Here is a 22,818-nt window from a genome sequence, read left to right as displayed (position 1 = left end):
GCTCATTATGTGCGGTCCTTGAGCGGCACAAACTTCAGGTCTTCAGGGCCTGTGTAGTTGGCGCTCGGACGAATGATCTTGCCGTCGATGCGCTGCTCGATCACATGGCTGGACCAGCCGGAAGTGCGCGCAATCACGAACAACGGGGTGAACATGGCGGTGGGCACGCCCATCATGTGGTAGCTGACGGCGCTGAACCAATCAAGGTTGGGGAACATCTTCTTGATGTCCCACATGATGGTTTCCAGACGCTCGGCGATGTCGTACATCTTCATATTGCCCTGCTCGATAGACAGCTCGCGGGCCACTTCCTTGATCACCTTGTTGCGCGGGTCCGCCACGGTGTAAACCGGGTGACCAAAGCCGATCACCACTTCCTTCTTCTCGACCCGCGCGCGGATATCGGCCTCGGCCTCGTCCGGGGTGTCGTAGCGTTTCTGCACCTCGAAGGCCACTTCGTTGGCACCGCCATGTTTCGGGCCACGCAGCGCACCAATACCGCCGGCGATGCAGCTGTACATGTCCGAGCCGGTACCGGCGATCACCCGCGAGGTAAAGGTGGAGGCGTTGAACTCGTGCTCGGCATACAGGTTGAGCGAGGTGTGCATGGCACGCACCCAGGATTCACGAGGCTTCACGCCATGCAGCAGATGGAGGAAATGCCCGCCGATGGAATCGTCGTCAGTTTCCACGTCAATGCGCTTGCCGTTGTGGCTGAAGTGGTACCAATAGAGCAGCGCAGAACCCAGCGAAGCCATCAGCTTGTCGGCAATGTCACGAGCGCCGGGGTGGTTGTGGTCGTCCTTTTCTGGCGACACGCAACCCAGTACCGACACAGCCGTGCGCATCACATCCATCGGGTGAGCAGACGGCGGCAATTGTTCAAGCGCAACCTTCAATGCCGCCGGCAAACCCCGCAGTGCCTTGAGTTTGGCCTTGTAGCCGGCCAGTTCGGCGGCATTGGGCAGCTTGCCGTGCACCAGCAGGTGGGCGATTTCCTCGAACTCGCAGCGGTTGGCAAAATCCAGCACGTCATAGCCACGGTAGTGCAGGTCGTTACCGGTGCGGCCCACGGTGCACAGGGCGGTGTTACCGGCAGCAGTGCCAGAGAGGGCCACGGATTTCTTCGGCTTGAAGCCTGGGGTGGTTTCCGGGGTTGCGCTCATGCTTATCTCCTCAAATCCGGTTGGTGCGTTGTTATTTTTTTGCGGCAAACAGGGCGTCGAGTTTCTGCTCGAAGGCGTGGTAGCCGATGCGGTCATAGAGTTCGGCGCGGGTCTGCATCAGCTCGATCACGTCTTTCTGGTGGCCGTTCTGGCGGATCGAGGTGTAGACACTTTCTGCGGCCTTGTTGGCGGCGCGGAAGGCCGACAGCGGGTAGAGCTGAATGGCCACGCCCACCGAGGCCAGTTCGTCGCGGGTGAACAACGGTGTGGCGCCGAACTCGGTGATGTTGGCCAGTACCGGAACATTCAGCGCATCGACGAAGCGCTTGTAGGTCGGCAGGTCATAGGCCGCTTCGGCAAAGATGCCGTCGGCACCGGCCTCCACGTAACGCAGGCAGCGCTCGATGGCAGCATCCACACCCTCGGCCTGAATCGCGTCGGTACGGGCAATCAGGAAGAAATCAGGATCAGTTTTGGCATCGGCGGCAGCGCGCACACGGTCGACCATTTCCTCGCAGGAGACGATCTCCTTGCCCGGACGGTGCCCACAACGCTTGGCACCCACCTGATCTTCGATATGCGCGGCAGCTGCGCCGGCCTTGATCAGGGTCTTGATGGTGCGCTCGATATTGAACGCGCTCGGGCCAAAGCCGGTGTCGATGTCCACCAGCAGCGGCAGGTCGCAGACATCGGTGATACGACGCACATCGGTGAGCACGTCATCCAGGGTGTTGATACCCAGGTCAGGCAAGCCAAGGGAGCCTGCGGCCACACCGCCACCGGACAGGTAGATAGCCTTGAAACCTGCGCGCTTGGCCAGCAAGGCATGGTTGGCATTGATCGCACCGATCACCTGCAGGGGCGACTCGGTAGCAAGCGCCTGACGGAAACGCTGGCCGGGGGAAAGCTGACTCATGACTCACCTCGTGGTTTGGCTGTCTTGGTGTGTGCGCTCACCCCCATGCTGCTGGAGAAATGGCGCTCGATATTGCGTTTTGACGCACCGATATGACGACGCATCAGCAACTCGGCCAGCTCGCCGTCTCGGTCGGCGATGGCATCGAGAATACGGTGGTGTTCCGCAAAGGCCTGACGCGGCCGATTGGGCGTTGCAGAGAACTGCAGGCGGTACATGCGCACCAACTGATACAGCTCGCCACAGAGCATCTGGGTCAGGGTCTTGTTACCGCTGCCCTGGATGATCCGGTAATGGAAGTCGAAATCGCCCTCCTGCTGGTAGTAGCCGACGCCTGCCTTGAAGGCTGCGTCCTGCTCATGCAGGTCCAGCACCTGGCGTAACTCGTCGATCTCGGCCTGGGTCATGCGCTCGGCGGCTAAACGGCAGGCCATGCCCTCCAGGGACTCGCGAATTTCATAGAGCTCGATCAACTCGGCATGGCTAAGCGACACCACACGCGCACCCACATGGGGGATGCGCACCAGCAGGCGCTGGCCTTCCAGGCGGTGAATCGCCTCACGCAGCGGCCCCCGACTGATGCCATAGGTACGCGCCAGTTCAGGCTCGGAAATCTTGCTGCCCGGGGCAATCTCGCCCTTGACGATGGCCGCCTGAATAAGCCGAAAAACCTGTTCGGAAAGCGTTTCAGAATCTTCCTGATACGTCTCAAGCGACTCAGTGGCACCCAGCATATTGTCGACACTATTCAAATTAAGTGCCGAAAAACTACGCCAGGAGCCAATACCTGTCAAACAAATAAAGGAAATTGTCGACAGTGTTTGCAGGGGCTTTAGTCACGCAAGAATGCGACCTTACTTGCACAAACGCCCATAAGCGCCTGTCCGGACTGAAAAATGCCATGTTAGAATGCGCACCGGCTGGTGATCGAAGAGGAATTCTCGAGCGCCTGCTAGACTCCCAAAGCAGACCTGCCAATCGCCAGGCAGGCACATGGATGTTTTCTTTATTTCCAGACACCATGCCACAGGACTTATGACACTAAAGCCCTTCCTTCTGTTGCTATGCCTGCTCGTTGTACCCGGCCTGGGTCTTGCCGCGGGAAAGACAGTCTATGGGCTTAATGAATACGTCCGCCTGTTCGACCTCGATCTGAAGCTGGCCGCCAAACTCGACACTGGTGCCAAGACCGCCTCGCTCAGCGCCCGCGACATCAAACGTTTCAAGCGCGACGGGGAAACCTGGGTGCGTTTCTACCTGGCCATCGACGAAGCCCACACCAGCCCGATCGAGCGCCCACTGGCACGGATCAGCAAGATCAAACGGCGCGCAGGCGACTATGATCCAGAGGAAGAAAAAACCTACACGGCGCGCCCAGTGATCGAGATGGATGTCTGCATGGGCCATAGTCTGCGCACAATTGAAGTGAACTTGACCGACCGCAGTGCATTCCAATACCCGTTGTTGATAGGCTCAGAAGCACTCAAGCGCTTTTCGGCCCTGGTCGACCCGAGTCTTAAATACGCAGCAGGCAAGCCTGCTTGCACCCCTGACGCAAACCCTGGCGAGTAATTCCCATGCGCTCTCTTACCCTCCATCTGAAAGTCCTGGTCATACTCCTCGTGAGCCTGGGCGTTCTGATTACGGCTTATCAGATCTTTATCCTCGGCATCCCGATGACTGAAGATGAGACTGACGACCTGTGGAACATCGACGCCAAGGTCGAATTCCAGGCCAACCCACGCGAGCCGGTCAAACTGCAGATGTTTGTACCGCCGCTGGCCCAGGATTACGTCAGCCTTAATGAGAGCTTTATCTCCAACAACTACGGTGTGAGCATCAACCGCGCCGATGGCAACCGCAAAGTCACCTGGTCCGCCCGGCGCGCCAGCGGCAAGCAAACCCTCTACTATCGCCTGGTACTGACCAAGCGCTACAGCGGTGAACAGGCCAAGGCTAAGGGGCCGATCTTCCGCGACAGTATTCCGGTCGAGGGGGTTGAGAAGATTGCTGCCGAAGCGCTTCTGGCGCCGATCCGCCAGCACTCTGCGGACGTCGAGACCTTTATCAGCGAAACCATCAAGCGCGTTAACAACAGCAATGACGACAACGTCAAACTGCTGCTGAGCGGCGATGCGTCGACTCCGAACAAAGCCAAAGTCATCGAACTGCTGCTGTCCATCGCCCACGTGCCGATGGAGCGTGTGCACACCATTCGCCTGGCTGCCGAAATCCAGCAGAGCCCGGAATTGTGGCTGCGCAGCTTCAACGGCGAGAAATGGCTGTACTTCAACCCAGAAAGCGGCGAGCAGGGTCTGCCAGCTGACCGCCTGGTCTGGTGGATCGGCGATGACAACCTGGTCAGCCTGGAAGGTGGCAAGCAGGCACAGGTCAGCTTCAGCCTGAACAACAGCGAGATGAACGCCATCCGTCTGGCCAAGCTGACAGACGAAAACACCGACGCCGACTTCCTTGAATACAGTTTGTACGGCCTGCCACTGCAGACCCAGCAAACCTTCATGATCATGGTGATGATTCCGATTGGCGTGCTGGTGATCCTGATCCTGCGTAACCTCGGCGGTTTGCAGACACTCGGCACCTTCACCCCGGTACTGATCGCCCTGGCCTTCCGCGAGACACAGCTGGGCTTCGGCATCGTGCTGTTTACCGTGATTACCGCGCTTGGCCTGTCACTGCGTTCCTACCTTGAACACCTGAAATTACAGATGCTGCCGCGACTGTCGGTGGTCCTGACCTTCGTGGTGGTGCTGATTGCTGTGATCAGCCTGTTCAGCCATAAACTCGGCCTGGAGCGCGGCCTGTCGGTCGCGCTGTTCCCAATGGTGATTCTGACCATGACCATCGAACGCCTGTCGATTACCTGGGAAGAACGTGGCGGTGGCCATGCCTTCAAAGTCGCCATCGGGACACTGTTCGCCGCCACCCTCGCGCACCTGCTGATGAGCGTGCCGGAACTGAACTACTTCGTGTTCACCTTCCCGGCCGTGCTGATGATTCTGGTGGGCTTCATGCTGGCAATGGGTCGCTACCGCGGCTACCGCCTGACCGAACTGTTCCGCTTCAAAGCCTTCCTCAAGGACTAATGCCATGTTCGGTCTGATCAAGACGTGGAAAGCCCTTGAAGCCAAAGGCATCATGGGCATCAACCGGCGCAATGCGGACTACGTGCTGAAATACAACAAACGGCACCTGTACCCGATTGTGGATGACAAGATCATCACCAAGATGCGCGCCATCGAAGCCGGTATCGATGTGCCGGAGATGTACGGCATCATCGACACCGAAAAAGGCATCGACAACCTGCGCACGATCATCGGCGACCGTCCGGATTTCGTGGTCAAGCCAGCGCAAGGCGCTGGCGGTGACGGCATTCTGGTGATCGCGGATCGCTTCGAGGAGAAGTATAAAACCGTCTCGGGCAAGATCATCAGCCATGAGGAGATCGAGCATCAGATCTCCAGCATCCTCACCGGCCTCTACTCCCTCGGCGGCCACCGTGATCGTGCCCTCATCGAATACCGCGTCACCCCGGACCAAATCTTCAAAAGCATCAGCTATGAAGGCGTGCCGGACATCCGCATCATCGTACTGATGGGCTACCCAGTCATGGCCATGCTGCGCCTGCCCACCCGCCAATCCGGCGGTAAAGCCAACCTGCACCAGGGCGCCATCGGCGTGGGTGTGGATCTGGCCACCGGCGTGACCCTGCGCGGCACCTGGTTGAACAACAAGATCAGCAAGCACCCGGACACCACCAATGCGGTGGACGGCGTACAACTGCCAAACTGGGATGGCTTCATGACACTCGCCGCCGGCTGCTATGAGCTGTGCGGCCTGGGCTATATCGGCGTGGACATGGTGCTGGATCAGGACAAGGGGCCGTTGATTCTCGAACTCAACGCCCGCCCCGGCCTGAACATCCAGATCGCCAACGACTGCGGCCTCACCCACCGCGCCCACGCTGTCGAAGCGCGCCTGGCCGAGTTGGCCAAGAAAGGCATCGTGGAAACAGCCGAGGAGCGTGTACGTTTCTCGCAAGAGCTTTTCGGTCACGTATCAATCGCCCAGATATAAGTCTCTGGTACGCCATAAAAAAGCCCGGAATTATCCGGGCTTTTTTATGGCGGTTGTTTGGCTTGTTCAGCGCACAATGGCCAGCTCAAACGCACCCTCATCACTGTGGGCATGACTCTGCATACCTGCCTCATCCAACGCCAAGGCCTGCAAAGGACGCTTGAACGGTTTGTTGTCCAGGGTCTGCAGACTGCGATCCTCATCCGTGGTCAGCAGCAATACATAGTGCTCACCTGCCGCAGCCCTCACCGGCACCGTACCCTCGATAAAGGCATAGCGGTACCAGGTTTCAGCATGCAACTGATACACCGCATCACTGACCAGACGGGTTGGCTGCTTAGCCTGGTCAAGGAACAGCAAAGAGGGATAAGCCACCTTCTTGTTGGCAAAACTGCGAATGCGCAGGCCAAAGTCATACTGCGAACGCGGCAGCTTCAAGGCGGCGTAATAACTCTTGCCCATAGGGAAGTCCAGGCTCGGGGAAAAACGATTCAACTCCTCATAGCGTGGCTCGTCGGAGCTAAGCGGGGTGAAATCATCCTCGCTCAACTGCCCGCAGCAACGTTCGAGCAGTGCCTGATAGCGCCCTTCACTTTCGGCCTCGGTTCCCGCCAGCAGGGCCTGCATAGCCGCCGTTGGTTGCCCGTCCAACCCCGGAAGGCTATGGGGTTTGACGTCGAAGGTCACTTCTCGCCCCTGATTCAGCGGCACATTGTGCAAGGTAGGTGTTGGCGCTTTGACGTCCTTAGGCGGCACCTTGGAGTTGCGCATGCGCCCCTGCTCATCGACCCAGGTGAAGTAGCGACCATCCTGCTCATCCCGCGCAAAATCGCGCCCCTCCAGCACATCCGAGTTGATATAGACACTGGAACGCTCACCTGTACCCAGCAGCACCTCATCGCCACCGGCCTGAACCTGCTGGCCAGCGTAAAAACTGTTCTGCAGGTTGCCGCTGGCATCGACCCAGGTGAAATAGCGCCGCTTGCTCTCTCCAGCACTCTTCTCGCCCGGCCAGCCGCCCGAAGTCACATCATCACGCAAGCGTGCCTGATCACTGCGTTGAATTGTGCTGGCAGCTGAACGCTGGTGAGCCACATAAGGGGCACCCACAAAGGTGTTGTGCACACCACCCTGATCATCAATCCACGTCAGGTAACGGCCGCTGGCACCCACTTCTAGGCAGATCAAAAAGCCGAACACGCCCCACAGCACACGCATATCAATAACCTAGAAAGTGGTGCGATAGGTCAACGCCAGCACATAGGCTTTGACACTGGTTTTTACATCAAGATCGGCATAAGGGTTGTAAACCATGCTGTCGATGGTCGAACAGTTGATGTTGCAACTGGAGCGTGCCGGGATGTCCTGCTTACTGACCAAGTAGTTAAAACCGAGATCGATAACAGTGTCCTTATCCCATTGATAACCCAGCCCCACCCCATAGAGTTTGGCATCCCCAAGAGGCGCCAGCACATCAGCCTTGTTCCCCGGGATTGCCGACGGCCGCGGTTCATAGCCAGCACGCAGACTCAAACGATCATTGACCTGATACTCAACGCCTACAGCCCAACTCCACACCGATTCATAGCCACGATCCAGGATAATGCTGGTTGACGTAGCGTTTTTCGGTGAAAACAGACTGGCAATAGTCAAGATATCCAGTTGCCGATCAAACTCCAGCTCGAACTGATCCCAGGCGGCATAGTCCGTCCATTTGACGTCGAGATTGATTTGCCAGCGATCATGCGGTTTGAATTTGATCCCAGAGGCAAAATGGGCTGGGTAAGTCATATTGAGCGAGACATTACCGCGCTCTTTATCGAAAAGCCCATCCGGAGTGATCGTGCTGAAAACTGCACCGATAAACGAACTGTCCAGCCCCTGCCAGAAGCCCTGCCAGTTCTGCGAGTAGTCAACCACATACTGCCCTTTCAGGCGCATCCGCGCCTCACTCTGGTAGACCGCACCGAGAGCAAACCAGTCATTCGGCTCCCAGAGGAAACCCAGGTTCCATGTTGGCGAAAGTGTTTGCTGCATATCAATGTCGATATTGGCAATGTCTGTGAAGGGTCCCAGTTCCCCTCCACAGATATTGAGAAAAATCTCGAATGGGTTGTTGTCCACCAGGCACAGTGCGTCCTGGGCAACGCCGACAAACCCGGTGAGGATACCCGGCGCACGGAAGTCCTGGTTGAGCGCCATGGCCTGGTGAGAAAAGCCAATGGACATCCCCACGGAAAGCTCATCGTTGACCTGATATGCAAGCGATGGCGAAAAATAGGTCAAGCGCTGAAGCACCAACTCCTTGCCCTGATAACGCCCTGGGTCATCGTCATCACGTGCAAACCCGAGCGCTTGCGGGGTGTACATGTTGGTTGCAAAGGTCAGCTTTGAACCGGGGGGATTGATCGACAATCCGGCAAGAGGCGCAAACAGCATGGGCAGTTCGGTTGCACCACCGACACCGGGTAAGTACATCATGGCCGAACCCGCACGGCTGGAAGAGTTGGCAACCGAGTCATTTCTCAAGCCAAGAAAATTAGCGCCATAGCCGGCCGGGGCATCAAACTCGGCGCGAATATCCATCATCCCGGTGATGAATTTGACTGTTGTTTGACGCCCCTTGAGTTTGGTCAGCGCGGCGGGGTTGTAATGCACCGAGTCGATCCCGGTAAAGTCTGCCGTCACAGCATTGCCAAGAGCCATGGCCTTGGGGCTACCAATCGTCAGGTTCTGCGCCAGTTGCGCATGCGCTGCGCTGGCGCTGAACAGAGCAACCCCTAGAACCGCCCGCGTGAGCAGCGAAATTCGCGTTTTCATGACGTTCTCGCTCGCGTTTATTGGGCCTTCAGGCCTTTGATGTCCAAAGGCATGGAGATGCCCAACAGCACATCCGGCGAGTCCTCGGTCATACCGAAACCGGCGCTGACGTTGACGATTCGCTCCGGCGAAGTTCGCAGGCCCAGCGAGAAGTTCATGACTGAACTGGTTTGCCCTCGTCCCTCAGCTTCGCCATCCGCAAAGGTGAATGTCGGCTTGAGGGAATGCGACATCTGGTATGACGTAGCCAGTGACACGTCATAGGACAAGGCATAGGCAAAGCCCATGCTCAGAGAGAAAGAGGAACCCGGATCAACCTCTTCGAGCAGACGGCCGCCCCGCACCTGACCAATACCGGTGATTGGCACGTTGTAGGTATAACCAACCGAACCAAACAACACGACGGGATCGATAACATAGGAAAGGTTTGCACCAAGGCCAAGGCTATAGGCACCACCACCCGTTGATAGATCACTGTCTGTATTGATGTCATACGGGCTATTCCCGGTGGGAAGCCCCAAGGTGGCATAAAGCGTTGTGACCGGTTTACCCCGTAATGACGTCCAGGGTTGCCAGCGCAAACTGGCAGAAATATCACCCAGGCTGTAGGCATTGAGATCACGTTCAGTGTCGTATTTAGCCACCATGGGCAGACGCACACTGAAGGTCAGGTTGTCCCAAACGCCATAGTCAAAGGTGAAGGAGTTGGTAAAGGTGTGCTGGGCTTCACTCTGCCCAACAACGCTGAACACATTATTTCCGGTACGAACAGTCTCAATCACCGTATCGCGAACCAGTGAATAGTCGAAACCATAGGTCAATGTGCGCTCACCCTTTTTGAGCAAGGTGTAGCTTTTTTCCGCAGCCTGAAACACCTCTTCCAGCGCTTTCGCGCTATCGGCATCGTCTTCCTGCTTGGTCAACGCTTCACGCGCCTGATCGACAGACGCTGTTTCAGCATATGCCGCTGAACTGGCAGCAGTTGCCAGTATGGCTAGCCATACACAACACAAAACTCTCATGGCACAGCCCCCAAATATTATTGTTATGCCGGGCGTTTTTTTATTTACGTCGGATGTACTGAATAGTGCCGCCAGAGCCAAGCTCGGTGGCCTGGTTTTCAGTGAATTTGGTCATCTGTGGAAACTCACGAAATGCCAACAAGCTAACCGTACGATCATCAATGATGCGCAGGTCTTGCTCAGTCAAGGCAAGGGCATTAGGTGGTTCGTTACCATTCGGAAAAATCACAAACACCACATTTTGATCCCAGATTTCTTCGAACCGGGTACGGGTGAAACTGATATTGCCAAGTGCCGGATCAGCGACAAATACATGATCGTTGTAAACGTCACGTACCACCACGAAATGCTTAAAACCGGCATATTCAATCGGCACGATAGCGGGATGTTCCAGCCCATCAAGATCAGCGAATGCCGCACGGAAACCGCCACTTTTATAACCCAGCGCAGTAACAAAGCGTTTCATGTCGAGCAGAGAAAAACCACGCCGCTCGACGATTTTATCGGCCTCGCCAAACTGCAAAAGACCTTCCATGACCTGGCGCTCTTGCAGGTTGCGCCCAAGAAAATAGTCAAGTAGAGAGGTCAACGCTGCGGAACCGCAGCTGTAGTCATAAGCCTGGCGGATTACATTTCGAAACTGCAGTTGGCTCATCGGCTCAAGCGTTACCGTCTCGCGCAAAGGACCGTCCGGCAACAGCTGTTGATTGATATATACAGTACCTGGCGCTGGCGGCTTGGTATCCACGGCTTCGGTGAAACCCCAAACGCCAATCAGACTGCCTAGCAAAATTTCGATCATCCGCCCACTGCACTCCCGCCCATCAAGAGAAAAGTCCTACCGGTCAAAACCGGTAAGACTTTTCATCACACTCAGCAACTAAGCGAACTTAGTGGCCCCATACTTTTACAGTGGTACCTGCCATGTTCATGCCATTAATAGCGAGGGAACCGATGCTAGCGCCGGTGCCCATTTTGATTGCACCAATGCTGACCTCACCAGTGATGGTTGGCAGGCTGATTTGCAGTTGCTGAGTAGCAGTACCGTTGATGTCAGTGCTCACTACGTCGACCAGAACAGGAGCAGAGTCGGAAATGTTAAAGCCGCTGAATGCGACGGTTTCCATGTTCAGGCTGTTACCGTCATCGATATAGCTGATCTTGCCAATACTGCCGTTGAAGTTACCGGAAATGCTGATACCAGCTTGACCTGTCACGGAAGACAGCGAGCTGTCATCCATGGCTTTGAGCTCAGCTTGAGCCATGAAAGGAACAGCCAGAACAGCGGCGGCCAGAGCCAGTTGCTTGAGGGTTTTCATTGTTATTGTCTCCACAGTTCACTAATGGGTTGTCCCCGGCAGGCTGCTCCGGACTCCTGTCCTGCTCAGCTTCAGCGGCTCACGCCACTTACCAGGTCTGACACTGCTTCCCTATTCGTGCCAGGCTTGGAATCGTGAAGCACGATGCTTCTCGTCCTAGTGACAAAGCTACTGGTGACTGCCCTGACTGCCAGCCCATCCAAGGGATGGAGCACTTAACCCCACTTATTTTTCAGCACTGGGCTTATGCCTCACTCAATAACCCCAGGCTCTTGCCCTTCAATACAGCCTGAGTGCGACTGCGTACGCCAAGCTTGGCGAACAGGTTATGCAGATGCCATTTGATCGTGGCCTCGGATAAGTGCACCGCTTGAGCAATATCACGGTTCGACAAACCTGCTGCAACAAAACGCAAAATCTCTCGCTCGCGATGACTAACGTCTTGATTTTCATCAAATGTTTCTAGGTCTATAGACAAGCGACGGCACTGTTCCCGTAGTTGCTCGGCCAATCCCTGCCAGGCCGCAGCACGCTTGGCTTCAACCGCGTGCCAGGCATCCCAGAGTGGTAACAGCCAGAGGGCATCATCCAGGAAAATACGCCGATATCCGCTTGCCCAAGCGTCTTCCAGAGTTTGTTTGAAAAGGGCAAAGGCTTTATCGCTGTTACCTTTGCGCCAATACGCCACAGAAAGTAACAAGGCAAGACGCAAGCGCCGGTCGCGCTGATGCTCTGCCGTCTGTTTGGCCAGGCAGGCCTCAAGCACGGTTTGCGCCTTATCGGCGCGGCGTTCTGTCAATGCCAAGCGCGCCTCTGAAAGCGCCAATACTGTATCTGCATCGGCATAGCGACCCGCTGGCAAAACAGCCAGATGACGCTGCAACTGCAAACAGGTGCGTTCGGCCTCATTCGGCCGACGTAACCACAATAAAAACTGCACTTTACAGCTCATGCTGAGTGCATAAACCCGCTCATAACCAGGCCCATGCAAGCCCGCGAGCCACTCATCCAGCTCGGCCAGGGCCGACTCCCCTTCCCCTGCGAAGAAACGTGCCTTGGCCATGACCAACTTGCCGCGGCTGATTAGTTCAACCGGTGTTGCCACATCACGCCAGGTTGTGGCCAGCGGCAACTCGGCCAGAATGGCAGCATGCCGATCCTGCTCGTAGAGCAAGTCGGCATAGGCCAGTGCCAGAGGCCCGCCCACACGACTGCGTCGCCCAAACACTTGTTCGACCCGCACGCGGGCACTTTCGGCGAGGATACGGCCGCGTTCAGGCTGGCCCATTTCTTTACAGATCAGCGCTTCAATAAGGCTGACCACGGCGTGCAGGTATTCGCTGTCCGCTTGCTGCAGGTTGTCACGGGCTACCGCGATTGACTTTGCCGCATCGCCAAAATCGCCGAGCAGTGCATAGGCTGCGGCCTGGATGCAAGAGAGACTGGCACGGAAGATAGGCTGATTGTCCGGTACCAGAGCCAGCCAATGACGCGCCACTCGCAACGCGGCCTCAAGCTTGTCCTGATACAGCAGCACCAGCGCCTTGAGCACCTGAGCCATAGCCAAAAGAACCGCCAGGCCAAAGTGCATGGGCTTGCCACGCCCTTGCATCAGCCGGGTACTGACTTCTTCAATCAGCGCCTCAGCCTCTGCATATTTCTGCTCAAACGCCAATTGCCAGGCATAGAAAATCTGAAAGACCGGGTGCTCGCGGATAACCTCAGCAGGTACATCCTTGAGCACAACCAAAATGCCATAGACTTGATTTCCGGCAATCAGGCTGGCGCCCTGCCGTTCAAGCAGTTCTGCTGCAAAGTTGTAGTCACGTGCACGCAGGGCATATTTCACTGACTTATCGGCCAACTCATGGCTTTCACACCAGCGTGCCGCAGCATGCAGCAAATGGGTGGGATCCCCCTTGCGACTCAGGCGACCTTGAAGAAATTCGGCAAATAAATGGTGATAGCGAAACCACTCGCCCTGCTCATCCAGGGCAATGATGAACAGCTGTGCCGCTTGCAAGCGACGCAGCATTTGGGCCCCATCACTGCGCCCCGTCAGGGCATTGCACAGCTCGGCGTTGAACTCATCAAGCACCGACGTCTGATCGAGAAAAAGCTGCTGCTCATGCGGCAGGTGATCCAGTACATCCTCAGCCAGATAGTCAGCAATATTGCGTTCCGTACCGGATAGCTTATTGAGAAAGCTGCTGCGCTCAGGTTGACGGGCAAGTGCTAGCGCTACCAAGTGAAGCGCGGTTATCCAGCCTTCGGTACGTCGATAGAGCAGATCCAGCTCAGCATCACTCAACTGTAATTGCTTGAGTTCGTGAAAATAGGCTTCCGTTTCCACACGGCTCAGGCGCATCTCATCCGCTTGTACCCACATAGCCCAGGGTGCATTAGCAGGAACATTGTCCATAAACCGCGGCTGGTACCGTGTGCTGCCGATCATTCGTACATTACCCGGTACCTGAGTCACGAAGTAATTAACCAGCGGCCCCAGGTCGACATGTCTTACCCGGTGAAAATCATCAAATATCAGATACAAATCACCCTGAACCTTCTTCAGCTCAGCAATGAATGAATCCAGCAGCACCTCATTGGGCACACTCAGATCATCGCGCAGTAAACGTGCAGTACTGGCGCCGAATCCCGGCAGTTGCTCCTGAATCGCAGCAATCAGGTAATGCAGCAAACGTTGCGGCTCACTGTCGGCCTCATCGCAAGACAGCCAAGCCACACGCGCCCCGGTTTCCAGCAACCGCAAGCGAAATTGGCCGAGCACCGTACTCTTGCCAAAGCCAGCAGGGGCACTCAATAAAATCAGACGCTGCTGGCGCGCATTGAACAGGCGGTCCAACAGTGCCGCACGCGCCAGCAAGGGCCGGCCAGCCGACTCAGCGGGAAACAATTTGGTTCGCAGTAACGGCAACTTGCCCTGACGGGGTGAAGATAGGCTGTTCATAGATCCAGAAGACTCAGTTCTCGGGCGCGACGGATGGCTTGGGTACGGTTACGCACCTTGAGCTTTTCGTAAATATTGTGCAGGTGCCATTTGACCGTACCGAGTGCCAGGCAAAGCTGTTGGCCAATCTCATCATTGGACATACCCTGAGCGGCCAGGCAGACCACCTCCCGTTCACGTTCGGTCAGCCCCTCCTCCAGCACCTCAAGTGACTGCCGCGCGCCATTGCCCGGCCAAACAGCCAGCAAACCGCGAATAAACCCTTGCAACGCCGGCTGGCGCTCGGCAGCTTCCAACTGCTGCAGCATTAAGCGAATGGCCTCACCTTCTTCGACAAACAGGCTTCGCACGCCTTCACGTTCGGCACCGATGAGACACTGCACCAACAAACTCTGTGCGCGCTCCTGATACCCCAGTCGCTGGTAACTGAGCGCAGCCAAAAGGTCGAGACGCAGACGCTGCAAACCATGCCAGTTGTCCAACAACATAGCGCGCAGTTGCGTGATTTCATGCAAGGCCTCACTGAAGTGACCTCGCGCCTGTTGCAGGCGAATCCGAGTCAGCCCACGCACCCACAACACCGGGTTGAAACGCATGTGCTGGTAATGCTCAGCGAGTTTGTTCCAATCAACCGTCTTGAGCCGTTGCTCGGCGCGCTTCAATCGATCAGCGGCAGGCTCCTGAAGAATCTGTGCCACTTCATCGGCAACTGCCTGGGCGTAGAAACGCCAGGACTGATTACGCGCAGCAAGATTCTGCATCAGCACCAGACTGGCGTAGGCATCTTTGGGGGTGTCTTGCATGCGCTGGACATGGGCCATGCACAACATGCCCTGAGCATAGAGATCAATCGGATTGATCACATCGACCGTTGCCAGCGCCCAACGCAGACGTTCTTCAATACCTTCCAGGCGACCCTGGTTATACGCGATCAGTGCCTCGGTAATGGTCGGTAACGCCAGCGCCCGCGAGCGATCGGCAAACCAAGGAATGACACGCGCACGCAACTGCGCAAACAACAGTTCGGCCTGCCGAATCTGCCCCTGCTCCAGACTCAGCAGCACCTCGACGTTGGCCAACTGCATGTCCAGGTAACGCCCCTCAAGGAAGTGATTGCGCTGCTGGGCCAGAGCCAGCATACGCTTGGCCTGATCCGGCTGACCGATCATGACATTCGCCAGAGCCCCGACAATTAGCATGGCTACTTCAAGGAAGGCCGTGTGCTGACCGAGCTGAACTTCGACGCGACGCGCCAGAGCAATGCAGCTCTGCAGATCATCCTTCTGCAAGGCAATCACCGCCTTGATCGCCAGGGTGGCCAGTAGCTTGTCGCTTAACGGCCCATTGGCCTTGGCCTCCCCCCAACGCTCAAGCAACTCATCAAGCATACGATTGGCTTCTGCCAGCCCCAATTCGGCAGCCCGCGTCCAGACATCCGCCAGCACCAACACAGGAAAGCGCTCGGCAATCTCATCTGGCACATGCTGGCGCCATTTATAGATCAGGTTGAGCTGACCACGATTGATCAGCTCAAGGCCACAGCCATCGACCAGCGCGGCAAGCATTTCCGGGTCTTCGGCCAGGCAGGCATGCTCGATAGCCAGGTTCTGCATGTGATGATTGGTAAACCACAGACTGGCATTGAAATGCAGCTGTTTGAAACGCTCAGGATCTCGCTCTTTCAGGCGACCGCGCAGAAATTCGGCAAACAGGTTGTGGAAGCGATACCACTGCCGTTCACGGTCCAGCGGTAGAAGAAACAGCTGCATGGCTTCCAGCTCCTCAAGCAGCGACTGACCATCATGGCGCCCCGTCAGGGCGTTGGCCAAATCACCGCTGAGCTGCTGAGCGATTCCCAAAGCAAGCAACAGCTCCTGCTTATCGGCAGGCAATTGTTCAAACACACTACGCAACAGATATGCACCAACAGCGGCCTGATCGGTGCCCATATCGGCAATTTGCGTGGCCGCTTGGGGCTGATGGCGCAGCCAGAGGCTGGCCAAATGCACCCCAACCATCCATCCCTCGGTCTGGCTGTACAGCGCGGAAAACGCCACAGCATCCAGTTGCAGACCGCAGCGTTGCAGATACTCACGGGTTTCCGCCTTGCTCAGGCGTAACTCCTGCTCACCAACTTCAACCAGCAATCCCTTGGCACGCAAAGTGGCCAGGTTCAGCGCCGGTTGCGAACGACTGCCGATCGCCAGTGTAAAACCTTCAGGGGCAAACTTGATCAACCGGTTGATGGCCCCCAGCAACTCGCTGTCCTGAATCAGGTGCAAATCGTCAAGGACCAGCAATACCGGGGTTTCCAACTGCGCCAGATCCACCAGCAGACTTTCCATGACAGCTGAAACAGGCACACGCATGGTGTTTTGCAGATAAGCCTGAGCCTCATTGCCCAATCCGGGCAGCAGGCCGGTCAATGCTTCGATCAACTGCAGCAGGAAACGTGACGGCTCATCGTCACCGGGCCCTAGCGACAGCCAGGCGACAGCCTGACCGCTCTGCGCCCGAGCCTGAGCCAATGCAACCAGTGCGCTGGTTTTGCCAAAACCTGCTGGGGCAGCCAACAGCAACACGCGCGCATGGGGGTTGGCACGCAGGGCAGAATCAAGCTGCGGTCTGACCAGATAATCGGCTGATGCCTGAGGTGGCATCAACTTGGCACGCAAGAGACTCCCAGCGGCAGGATCCGCTACTTCATCCATGGCCTTGATCCCGTAGTAATTATTGTTTTATGAGTCACATCGAACATCCGGGTACTTACCCATACTAATAAGCACAAGCATTCCGAGTAAACCCGTTCGCAAGCTCTAGGATGAATGTTAGCGACGTTCTACAATCGGCATCCGCGCATCTTGAACCTGCCATATGCCTACTTGTCTTGTACAGGCTCTGCCCTACCAGGCAGACCCTTCTCGCTACTTCAGCCTGATCCTGGACGCGCCCGGCGCCGTTCTACTGGATGCCGGACGTCCGACCGCGCAGCGTGGACGCTATGACCTTATGAGCGCCTGGCCATTGGCAGAGTTGGCACCGATGCCTGACGAAACGGCCAAGGCTTTCCTGCAACGTCTGCGCCAGAGCCTCAGCGAGCTTGGCCAATGCCAACCACCGGCAAACACTTCGCTTCCGTTCGTCGGTGGAATCATTGGCTACCTGAGTTACGACTTTGGACGGCGATTGGAACAGCTACCTGAGCGGGCTTTCGACGACCTGGGTCTGGAAGATGCGCGGTTTGGCTTATACGCCTGGGCCTTGATTACCGATCATCAGCAGCAGCTGTGTCATTTGGTCTTTCACCCTTGCCTGGCTGCCGACGAGCGCCATCGTCTGACCACCCTATTCAACACATTGTCTAGGGCTACACCACAGCCCTTCAGACTGCTCAGCCCCTTCAAGGCCGATACAAGCGAAACCCAGTATCAGGCATCTTTTGCGCGTATCCAGGCCTATATCCAGGCGGGTGACTGCTACCAGGTCAACTTTGCCCAGCGCTTTCGTGCCCCCTACGAAGGTTCGCCCTGGACCGCCTATCAGGCACTGCGCGCAGCTTGCCCGACCCCATTTGCCGGCTTCCAAACCCTTGCGCAAGGCGGGGCCATCATCAGCCTTTCCCCCGAGCGCTTCCTGCGTATCAGTGCTGGTCAGGTCGAAACCCGGCCCATTAAAGGCACCCGCGCACGACATGCTGACCCACAGCAGGACCAGGCCCAGGCCGATGCATTGCTGGCAAGCCGCAAAGACCGCGCTGAAAACCTGATGATTGTCGACCTGCTGCGCAACGATCTGGGTCGCAGCTGCCGTATCGGCTCGGTAAACGTTCCGGAACTCTTTGCACTGGAGAGTTACCCCAATGTGCATCACCTAGTCAGCGCGGTTACTGGCGAGTTGGCTGCGGATAAGGATGCCCTGGACCTGATCGCCGGCAGCTTTCCTGGCGGTTCGATCACCGGCGCGCCCAAAATCCGCGCCATGCAGATCATCGACGAGCTGGAGCCAAACCGCCGAGCTTTGTACTGCGGCTCCCTGCTCTACCTGGATGTACGCGGCGAAATGGACAGCTCAATCGCCATCCGCAGCCTGCTGGCCAAAGATGGACAAATCAGCTGCTGGGGCGGCGGTGGCATTGTCGCTGACTCCGACTGCCAGGCCGAGTACCAGGAATCCATCACTAAAGTACGTGTCTTACTCGACACCCTGCAGCAACTGAGCTGATAGCGCAGGCTCAGGTGCGGCCTATTTTGCCGCCAAGAAGCCTGATTAGCGTGCCTTCTGCAGTGCCGCAAGACCACTGTGCGCATTGGCCTGAGCCGCCAGCTCAAGCTCTTCAGCGCTGGCGTAGTCACGGTCCCAGGCTTGTACTTTGGGTGTCATCAGGTGATGCCAGAGCGGAGGCAGCATGGCCACCAGAATGGTCGTCAAATACCCTCCAATCATCATCGGTGCATCGGCGTAGGGCTTGAGATCCTGATAAGGCACCTCACCTTGAGCATGGTGATGCGAATGGCGGGTCAAATTGAACATGGCCCATGAACTGATGCGGCGGTTGGTGTTCCAGGAATGCCTTGGCTGCACCGGCGTAGCGGGATTGCGCACCATGCCGTAGTGCTCCATGTAGTTGACGATTTCCAACAAAGCCTTACCCCACAGCGCGCAGGCAATAAAAAACAGCGCCGCGCCAAGACCGCCGACCAGGTAGGCAAGCGCTACCAGCAGTGCACTCATCAGATGGCCGCGAATCACCGCATTACGCCATCCCAGGACCGCATAGCCCTTGCGCAACAGACGTCTTTTCTCAATACGCCAGGCACTGCGATTGCCCTTGAGCGTGGACACCAGAACATGCCAGTAGACGTTACGTCCGCGAGGGGCCGTAGCCGGATCTTCACGCGTAGAAACATAACGATGATGGCCATACACATGCTCAATTGCGAACACCGTGTCAAAGCTGAACGCCAACAACCAGCGGCCTATCAACATAGAAACCGGGTCCCAGGTACGGTGCGTCAGCTCATGGGCCGTAATGGTGCCCACCATACCGATCATCAGCCCGGTAATCAGCCAGGTGGACACGTGATGAACGCTGGCCGTGGCATCGCGGGCAGCGATCAGGTCATAGCTGACAAGCGAACTCAATACGGCGCCAAAACCAAGAGCATCGCCGCTGCTGACGCTCCAGAGCGCTGAAAACACGATAACACTTAACAAAGGCAGAGCCAGCCAGAGTTGAAACGTCAGAATGGCGGGGTACTTGAAGTCCGGCGTGCTGGTGTCATCACCACACAACGCATCGCCCAGCACATATATGACCAGTATCGCTAACAGACCAAAAGTGATCCACGCACCACCGGCGAGAATCGCAATAACAGACAAAAGGCCGACAGCATGAAAGAGAAAATATTTGAGGTAATGCAGCAGGTTCATAGAAACCTCTTTGATTGTGAATTAAACGACTAAAGGGTTACGAGCTGAGTGTTATGCGCCGTGATAAAGCGGTCGGCATGGATATGCTGACGACTGATACCCTGTTTTATCAGCAGCGCCATAACGCTATCGATCATCACTGGTGGGCCACATAGATAGGCATGCATACCGGCCTCAAGCACCTGATGCAGGTGCTCGGTAACCAACCCGCGCGCACCTTGCCAGGCGTCCTCCGCAGTGGCCTCGGACAGAACGGGCAAAAAACGAAAGTCCGCGGGCCATTGCGCGGCAATCGCACTCAATTCATCAAGCGCATAAAGATCACGCTCTCGCCGCGCACCAAAGAGCAGCGTGACAGCGCGTCTTACGCCCTCCAGCTGCGCCTGTTGCAGTAACGCCAGGAGCGGGGCTAGCCCACTGCCGCCGGCCACCAGCAGCAGCGGAGCCGATGACTCACGTAACCAGAACTCGCCCAACGGTCCTGCGACCGTGACCCGCTGACCAGGCAGATCAGCCTGTGCCACATAACTGGAAAACACCCCAGCGGGGACATGGCGTACAAAAAAGCTCACCAGCCCATCAGTCCGAGCGGCACTGGCAAAGGAGTAGCTGCGCGCTATGCCCGGCAACCCAGCCAGGCTCAGCTGAGCGTATTGGCCCGCCTTATAAGGCAGGTTTCGTTCAAGTTGAATCAACACGCGAGTGATGTCATGGGTCAGGCGTGTCTGTGCCAGCACCTGGCCCGACACAGCCAATGGCTGCCCCTGGGCGACCCCATCCACCTCAATGCACACATCACCTTTGGGCACGCTCTGGCATGCCAGAATGTAGCCCTGATCTAACTCTTCATCGGTAAGGATGTAGCCGGTTTCGGTCAACTCCCTTACTTGGCCCGCCAACAAACGGCACTTGCAGCTGGCACAGCCGCCCACCCGACAGCTATGGGGAAATGCCACGCCCTGACGCAACGCTGCCTGCAGTAAGGTTTCCTTGGGTTGAACGCTAATCGGCCGGCCATTGATACTGGCCGTCACGGGCTTTGCCCGCGCAAAGAGTGAAAACATACGACCTCCACTTGTGCTTGTTATGGGTCAGTTAATGCCTTCAGGTTAAAGAGGACATTCCGCTTACGTGAGGTTTGCGGTTGACAAGCGCAGGTCATTTATTGACATTCTGCTGCGAGCGCTTCTCCACTTAGCCACCAGAACCGAGCACAGGCAGATGCACGATCTAATTCTTCCCATGCAGTACGTTCGCCAGATCAGCAGCCTGGTGACCGACATGGGTATTGATGCAGATGCCTGGCTCGCCCGCTCACAACTGTCCCAGGCGCAGCTGCAAGAAGACGAAATGCCGTTGTCCCTTGCACAATTCTGCCGACTGGTTGAAGACGTACTGAGCTGTACTGCTGAGCCGGCCTTTGGCCTGCTGCTGGGGGAGCGACTGATCGTCAATACCCACGGCCTGCTGGGCTATGCAGCCATGAACAGCACAAACTTGCGCCAAGCCGCACACTTGATTGAGCGCTACATCGGTCTTCGCACCAGCCTGATCAATGTGCGCTTGCAGGAAATTGCGGGCGAAACTCGACTGAGTTTCAGTGAAACAACTCCGCTAGGCGGAATCAGCCATACCGTATTTGAAGCCGTCATCCTGGCGATCAAGAACGTATTGGACTTCATGACTCTGGGCAGTTGCCCACTACACCGCATCGCTTTTGCCTTCCCCAGTCCGAGCTATGCAGACTTGGCCTGCGAGGTGTGCAAGTGTGAAGTTGAATATGAGCAGGGCTGGAATGGTTTTGTACTGCCCACTGCCGCTCTCGACCAACCACTAAAAATGGCTGATGCCGCCAGCTTTCGTGATGCCGAACAAATCCTGCAACGCGAACTGGACAAACTCAGCACTGAACAGTCAATGAGTGCCCGTGTACGCCGGGTGATGCTGGAAAAGCAGCACGGCTTTCCCTCACTCAACCTGACCGCACGCCTGTTCCACCTAACACCACGCACACTTCACCGGCGCCTGCAGGCCGAAGGCACATCGTTCAAGGCGTTGCTCGAGGAAGTACGCCATCGTTTGGCGGTAGAGCATTTGAAAAGTGGCCATATGAGTGTCGAAGAAATTGCCTACAGCCTGGGCTATACCGACCTGGCCAACTTCCGCCGAGCATTCAAACGCTGGCAACAGCAATCACCTTCGGCTTTTCGCAATGCGCAGCGCGGTGGCCACCCACCGCCGGCGACTGGCTAACAGACATAAAAAAGCCGCTGGCAATGGCCAGCGGCTTTTTAGACAGCAGCCTTTACAGACTCAAGTCACGGCTAGACGCTTTGAGGAACTCGCGCTTGAGGTCTTCATAGGTGTGCACCGCCGGAAACTGCGGGAACTCGCGAATCACATTGTCTGGCGCATGGAACAGGATGCCTGCATGGGCTTCGCTGAGCATGGTGGTGTCATTGTAGGAGTCGCCCGCCGCAATCACGCGGTAATAGAGACTTTTGAAGGCGATAACCGACTGACGCTTGGGATCTTTCTGGCGCAGTTGGTAATCGACCACACGATCGGTTTCATCGGTGATCAGCTTATGGCACAGCAGCGCGGGGAAACCCAACTGACGCATCAGCGGTTGAGAGAACTCGTAGAAGGTGTCAGAAAGAATCACCACCTGAAAGCGCTCACGCAACCAGTCGACAAACTCCACCGCACCTTCTAGAGGCTTGAGGGTAGCAATCACTGCCTGGATATCGGACAGTTTCAAACCGTGCTCGTCCAGGATGCGCAGGCGCTGCTTCATCAGCACGTCATAGTCCGGAATATCCCGGGTGGTCGCTTTCAGCGATTCGATGCCAGTTTTTTCCGCGAAGGCGATCCAGATTTCCGGGACCAACACGCCTTCCAGGTCGAGACACGCGATTTCCACAGGACACTCCTAGCTTGGATTTATTTGAGAAGGCGGCACTCTAGCGACTCCCCCAACGCTCTGCAACGCAGAGCCTTATAGCCGAATGAAAGGTCAACCATTGAACTTGGTTATTTAGCCGCATAACCGGCTTTTGCTACCATCGCGGCACAAGACGCA

18 protein-coding genes are annotated in these 22,818 nt (G+C 56.6%); 5 read left to right on the top strand and 13 right to left on the bottom strand.

Going from position 1 to position 22,818, the window contains the following annotated elements:
- Positions 1–5 precede the first annotated feature (5 nt).
- From prpC to OU997_RS17780, 3 genes are read right to left on the bottom strand one after another with little or no spacing between them, the layout of a single operon-like run.
- Entirely contained in the window at positions 6–1,166 is a 1,161-nt protein-coding gene (gene prpC / locus OU997_RS17790; RefSeq protein ID WP_108488189.1) for a bifunctional 2-methylcitrate synthase/citrate synthase, read from the bottom strand.
- Positions 1,167–1,197: 31 nt separating this feature from the next.
- Positions 1,198–2,082, bottom strand: a complete 885-nt coding sequence (prpB, locus tag OU997_RS17785; RefSeq protein WP_108488190.1) for a methylisocitrate lyase — start codon at positions 2,080–2,082, stop codon at positions 1,198–1,200.
- Complete coding sequence (locus OU997_RS17780) at positions 2,079–2,816, bottom strand: GntR family transcriptional regulator (protein ID WP_267807840.1); 738 nt, start codon at positions 2,814–2,816, stop codon at positions 2,079–2,081. The genes prpB and OU997_RS17780 overlap by 4 nt, the downstream gene beginning before the upstream one ends.
- Before the next feature lie 301 nt (positions 2,817–3,117).
- On the opposite strand from OU997_RS17780, the gene OU997_RS17775 reads away from it, so the two are divergent.
- The 3 genes from OU997_RS17775 to OU997_RS17765 are packed head-to-tail and all read left to right on the top strand — an operon-like array spanning position 3,118 to position 6,177.
- Positions 3,118–3,654 carry an ATP-dependent zinc protease gene (locus OU997_RS17775; RefSeq protein ID WP_108488192.1) on the top strand — a complete coding sequence of 179 codons (537 nt, stop codon included), beginning with the start codon at positions 3,118–3,120 and terminating at the stop codon, positions 3,652–3,654.
- A gap of 5 nt (positions 3,655–3,659) precedes the next feature.
- Positions 3,660–5,186 (top strand): inactive transglutaminase family protein, encoded by a 1,527-nt coding sequence (locus tag OU997_RS17770; RefSeq protein ID WP_108488193.1) that lies wholly within the window; start codon positions 3,660–3,662, stop codon positions 5,184–5,186.
- 4 nt (positions 5,187–5,190) lie between these two features.
- Complete coding sequence (locus OU997_RS17765) at positions 5,191–6,177, top strand: alpha-L-glutamate ligase-like protein (protein WP_108488194.1); 987 nt, start codon at positions 5,191–5,193, stop codon at positions 6,175–6,177.
- A 66-nt stretch (positions 6,178–6,243) separates the two neighbouring features.
- Here OU997_RS17765 and OU997_RS17760 read toward each other — a convergent pair whose 3' ends face one another.
- From OU997_RS17760 to OU997_RS17730, 7 genes are all read right to left on the bottom strand, one after another.
- Complete coding sequence (locus OU997_RS17760; RefSeq protein ID WP_267807839.1) at positions 6,244–7,395, bottom strand: MalM family protein; 1,152 nt, start codon at positions 7,393–7,395, stop codon at positions 6,244–6,246.
- Positions 7,396–7,404: 9 nt separating this feature from the next.
- Positions 7,405–8,997, bottom strand: coding sequence for an outer membrane protein transport protein (locus OU997_RS17755; protein ID WP_267807837.1), 1,593 nt, complete (start codon positions 8,995–8,997; stop codon positions 7,405–7,407).
- Between the two features lie 17 nt (positions 8,998–9,014).
- Positions 9,015–10,019: a transporter gene (locus tag OU997_RS17750; protein ID WP_108488197.1), complete on the bottom strand. Its 1,005-nt coding sequence runs from the start codon at positions 10,017–10,019 to the stop codon at positions 9,015–9,017.
- 40 nt (positions 10,020–10,059) lie between these two features.
- Positions 10,060–10,821 (bottom strand): C39 family peptidase, encoded by a 762-nt coding sequence (locus OU997_RS17745; protein ID WP_108488198.1) that lies wholly within the window; start codon positions 10,819–10,821, stop codon positions 10,060–10,062.
- A gap of 88 nt (positions 10,822–10,909) precedes the next feature.
- Positions 10,910–11,338, bottom strand: a complete 429-nt coding sequence (locus tag OU997_RS17740) for a DUF6160 family protein (RefSeq protein ID WP_108488199.1) — start codon at positions 11,336–11,338, stop codon at positions 10,910–10,912.
- 244 nt (positions 11,339–11,582) lie between these two features.
- A complete protein-coding gene (locus OU997_RS17735; protein WP_267807836.1) occupies positions 11,583–14,306 on the bottom strand; it encodes a helix-turn-helix transcriptional regulator in 2,724 nt (907 codons plus the stop codon).
- Entirely contained in the window at positions 14,303–17,017 is a 2,715-nt protein-coding gene (locus OU997_RS17730; RefSeq protein WP_177479870.1) for a LuxR C-terminal-related transcriptional regulator, read from the bottom strand. Before OU997_RS17730 ends, OU997_RS17735 begins: the two co-directional genes overlap by 4 nt.
- Positions 17,018–17,180: 163 nt before the next feature.
- Here OU997_RS17730 and pabB point away from each other — a divergent pair, with 163 nt between their 5' ends.
- Complete coding sequence (gene pabB / locus OU997_RS17725) at positions 17,181–18,527, top strand: aminodeoxychorismate synthase component I (protein ID WP_267807835.1); 1,347 nt, start codon at positions 17,181–17,183, stop codon at positions 18,525–18,527.
- 45 nt (positions 18,528–18,572) lie between these two features.
- Here pabB and OU997_RS17720 read toward each other — a convergent pair whose 3' ends face one another.
- Together OU997_RS17720 and OU997_RS17715 are read right to left on the bottom strand one after the other, a co-directional pair.
- On the bottom strand, positions 18,573–19,736 hold the full coding sequence (locus OU997_RS17720) for an alkane 1-monooxygenase (protein ID WP_267807833.1): 1,164 nt from the start codon (positions 19,734–19,736) through the stop codon (positions 18,573–18,575).
- A gap of 29 nt (positions 19,737–19,765) precedes the next feature.
- Complete coding sequence (locus tag OU997_RS17715; RefSeq protein ID WP_267807831.1) at positions 19,766–20,800, bottom strand: 2Fe-2S iron-sulfur cluster binding domain-containing protein; 1,035 nt, start codon at positions 20,798–20,800, stop codon at positions 19,766–19,768.
- A 157-nt stretch (positions 20,801–20,957) separates the two neighbouring features.
- Between OU997_RS17715 and OU997_RS17710 the strand changes: the two genes are divergently transcribed.
- On the top strand, positions 20,958–21,989 hold the full coding sequence (locus OU997_RS17710; RefSeq protein ID WP_267807829.1) for an AraC family transcriptional regulator: 1,032 nt from the start codon (positions 20,958–20,960) through the stop codon (positions 21,987–21,989).
- Between the two features lie 52 nt (positions 21,990–22,041).
- Here the strand turns inward: OU997_RS17710 and thrH are convergent, their stop codons facing one another.
- The gene (gene thrH / locus OU997_RS17705) at positions 22,042–22,659 is read right to left on the bottom strand and encodes a bifunctional phosphoserine phosphatase/homoserine phosphotransferase ThrH (protein WP_108488205.1); all 618 of its coding nucleotides are present in this window, start codon (positions 22,657–22,659) and stop codon (positions 22,042–22,044) included.
- Positions 22,660–22,818 lie beyond the last annotated feature (159 nt).

This window comes from Pseudomonas sp. SL4(2022) (assembly GCF_026625725.1).
GTDB lineage: Bacteria > Pseudomonadota > Gammaproteobacteria > Pseudomonadales > Pseudomonadaceae > Aquipseudomonas.
The sequence above is the reverse complement of the archived record's forward strand: the minus strand, read 5'-3'. Positions and strand labels throughout refer to the sequence as shown.

Excerpts from the sequence above, each read along its gene's own strand:
- OU997_RS17780 (WP_267807840.1), bottom strand. The coding sequence starts at position 2,816 with ATGCTGGGTGCCACTGAGTCGCTTGAGACGTATCAGGAAGATTCTGAA.
- OU997_RS17735 (WP_267807836.1), bottom strand. The coding sequence starts at position 14,306 with ATGAACAGCCTATCTTCACCCCGTCAGGGCAAGTTGCCGTTACTGCGA.
- OU997_RS17715 (WP_267807831.1), bottom strand. The coding sequence starts at position 20,800 with ATGTTTTCACTCTTTGCGCGGGCAAAGCCCGTGACGGCCAGTATCAAT.
- pabB (WP_267807835.1), top strand. The coding sequence starts at position 17,181 with ATGCCTACTTGTCTTGTACAGGCTCTGCCCTACCAGGCAGACCCTTCT.
- OU997_RS17755 (WP_267807837.1), bottom strand. The coding sequence starts at position 8,997 with ATGAAAACGCGAATTTCGCTGCTCACGCGGGCGGTTCTAGGGGTTGCT.
- OU997_RS17760 (WP_267807839.1), bottom strand. The coding sequence starts at position 7,395 with ATGCGTGTGCTGTGGGGCGTGTTCGGCTTTTTGATCTGCCTAGAAGTG.
- prpC (WP_108488189.1), bottom strand. The coding sequence starts at position 1,166 with ATGAGCGCAACCCCGGAAACCACCCCAGGCTTCAAGCCGAAGAAATCC.
- OU997_RS17765 (WP_108488194.1), top strand. The coding sequence starts at position 5,191 with ATGTTCGGTCTGATCAAGACGTGGAAAGCCCTTGAAGCCAAAGGCATC.
- OU997_RS17730 (WP_177479870.1), bottom strand. The coding sequence starts at position 17,017 with ATGGATGAAGTAGCGGATCCTGCCGCTGGGAGTCTCTTGCGTGCCAAG.
- OU997_RS17775 (WP_108488192.1), top strand. The coding sequence starts at position 3,118 with ATGACACTAAAGCCCTTCCTTCTGTTGCTATGCCTGCTCGTTGTACCC.
- OU997_RS17710 (WP_267807829.1), top strand. The coding sequence starts at position 20,958 with ATGCACGATCTAATTCTTCCCATGCAGTACGTTCGCCAGATCAGCAGC.
- prpB (WP_108488190.1), bottom strand. The coding sequence starts at position 2,082 with ATGAGTCAGCTTTCCCCCGGCCAGCGTTTCCGTCAGGCGCTTGCTACC.
- OU997_RS17750 (WP_108488197.1), bottom strand. The coding sequence starts at position 10,019 with ATGAGAGTTTTGTGTTGTGTATGGCTAGCCATACTGGCAACTGCTGCC.
- OU997_RS17770 (WP_108488193.1), top strand. The coding sequence starts at position 3,660 with ATGCGCTCTCTTACCCTCCATCTGAAAGTCCTGGTCATACTCCTCGTG.
- OU997_RS17740 (WP_108488199.1), bottom strand. The coding sequence starts at position 11,338 with ATGAAAACCCTCAAGCAACTGGCTCTGGCCGCCGCTGTTCTGGCTGTT.
- OU997_RS17720 (WP_267807833.1), bottom strand. The coding sequence starts at position 19,736 with ATGAACCTGCTGCATTACCTCAAATATTTTCTCTTTCATGCTGTCGGC.
- OU997_RS17745 (WP_108488198.1), bottom strand. The coding sequence starts at position 10,821 with ATGATCGAAATTTTGCTAGGCAGTCTGATTGGCGTTTGGGGTTTCACC.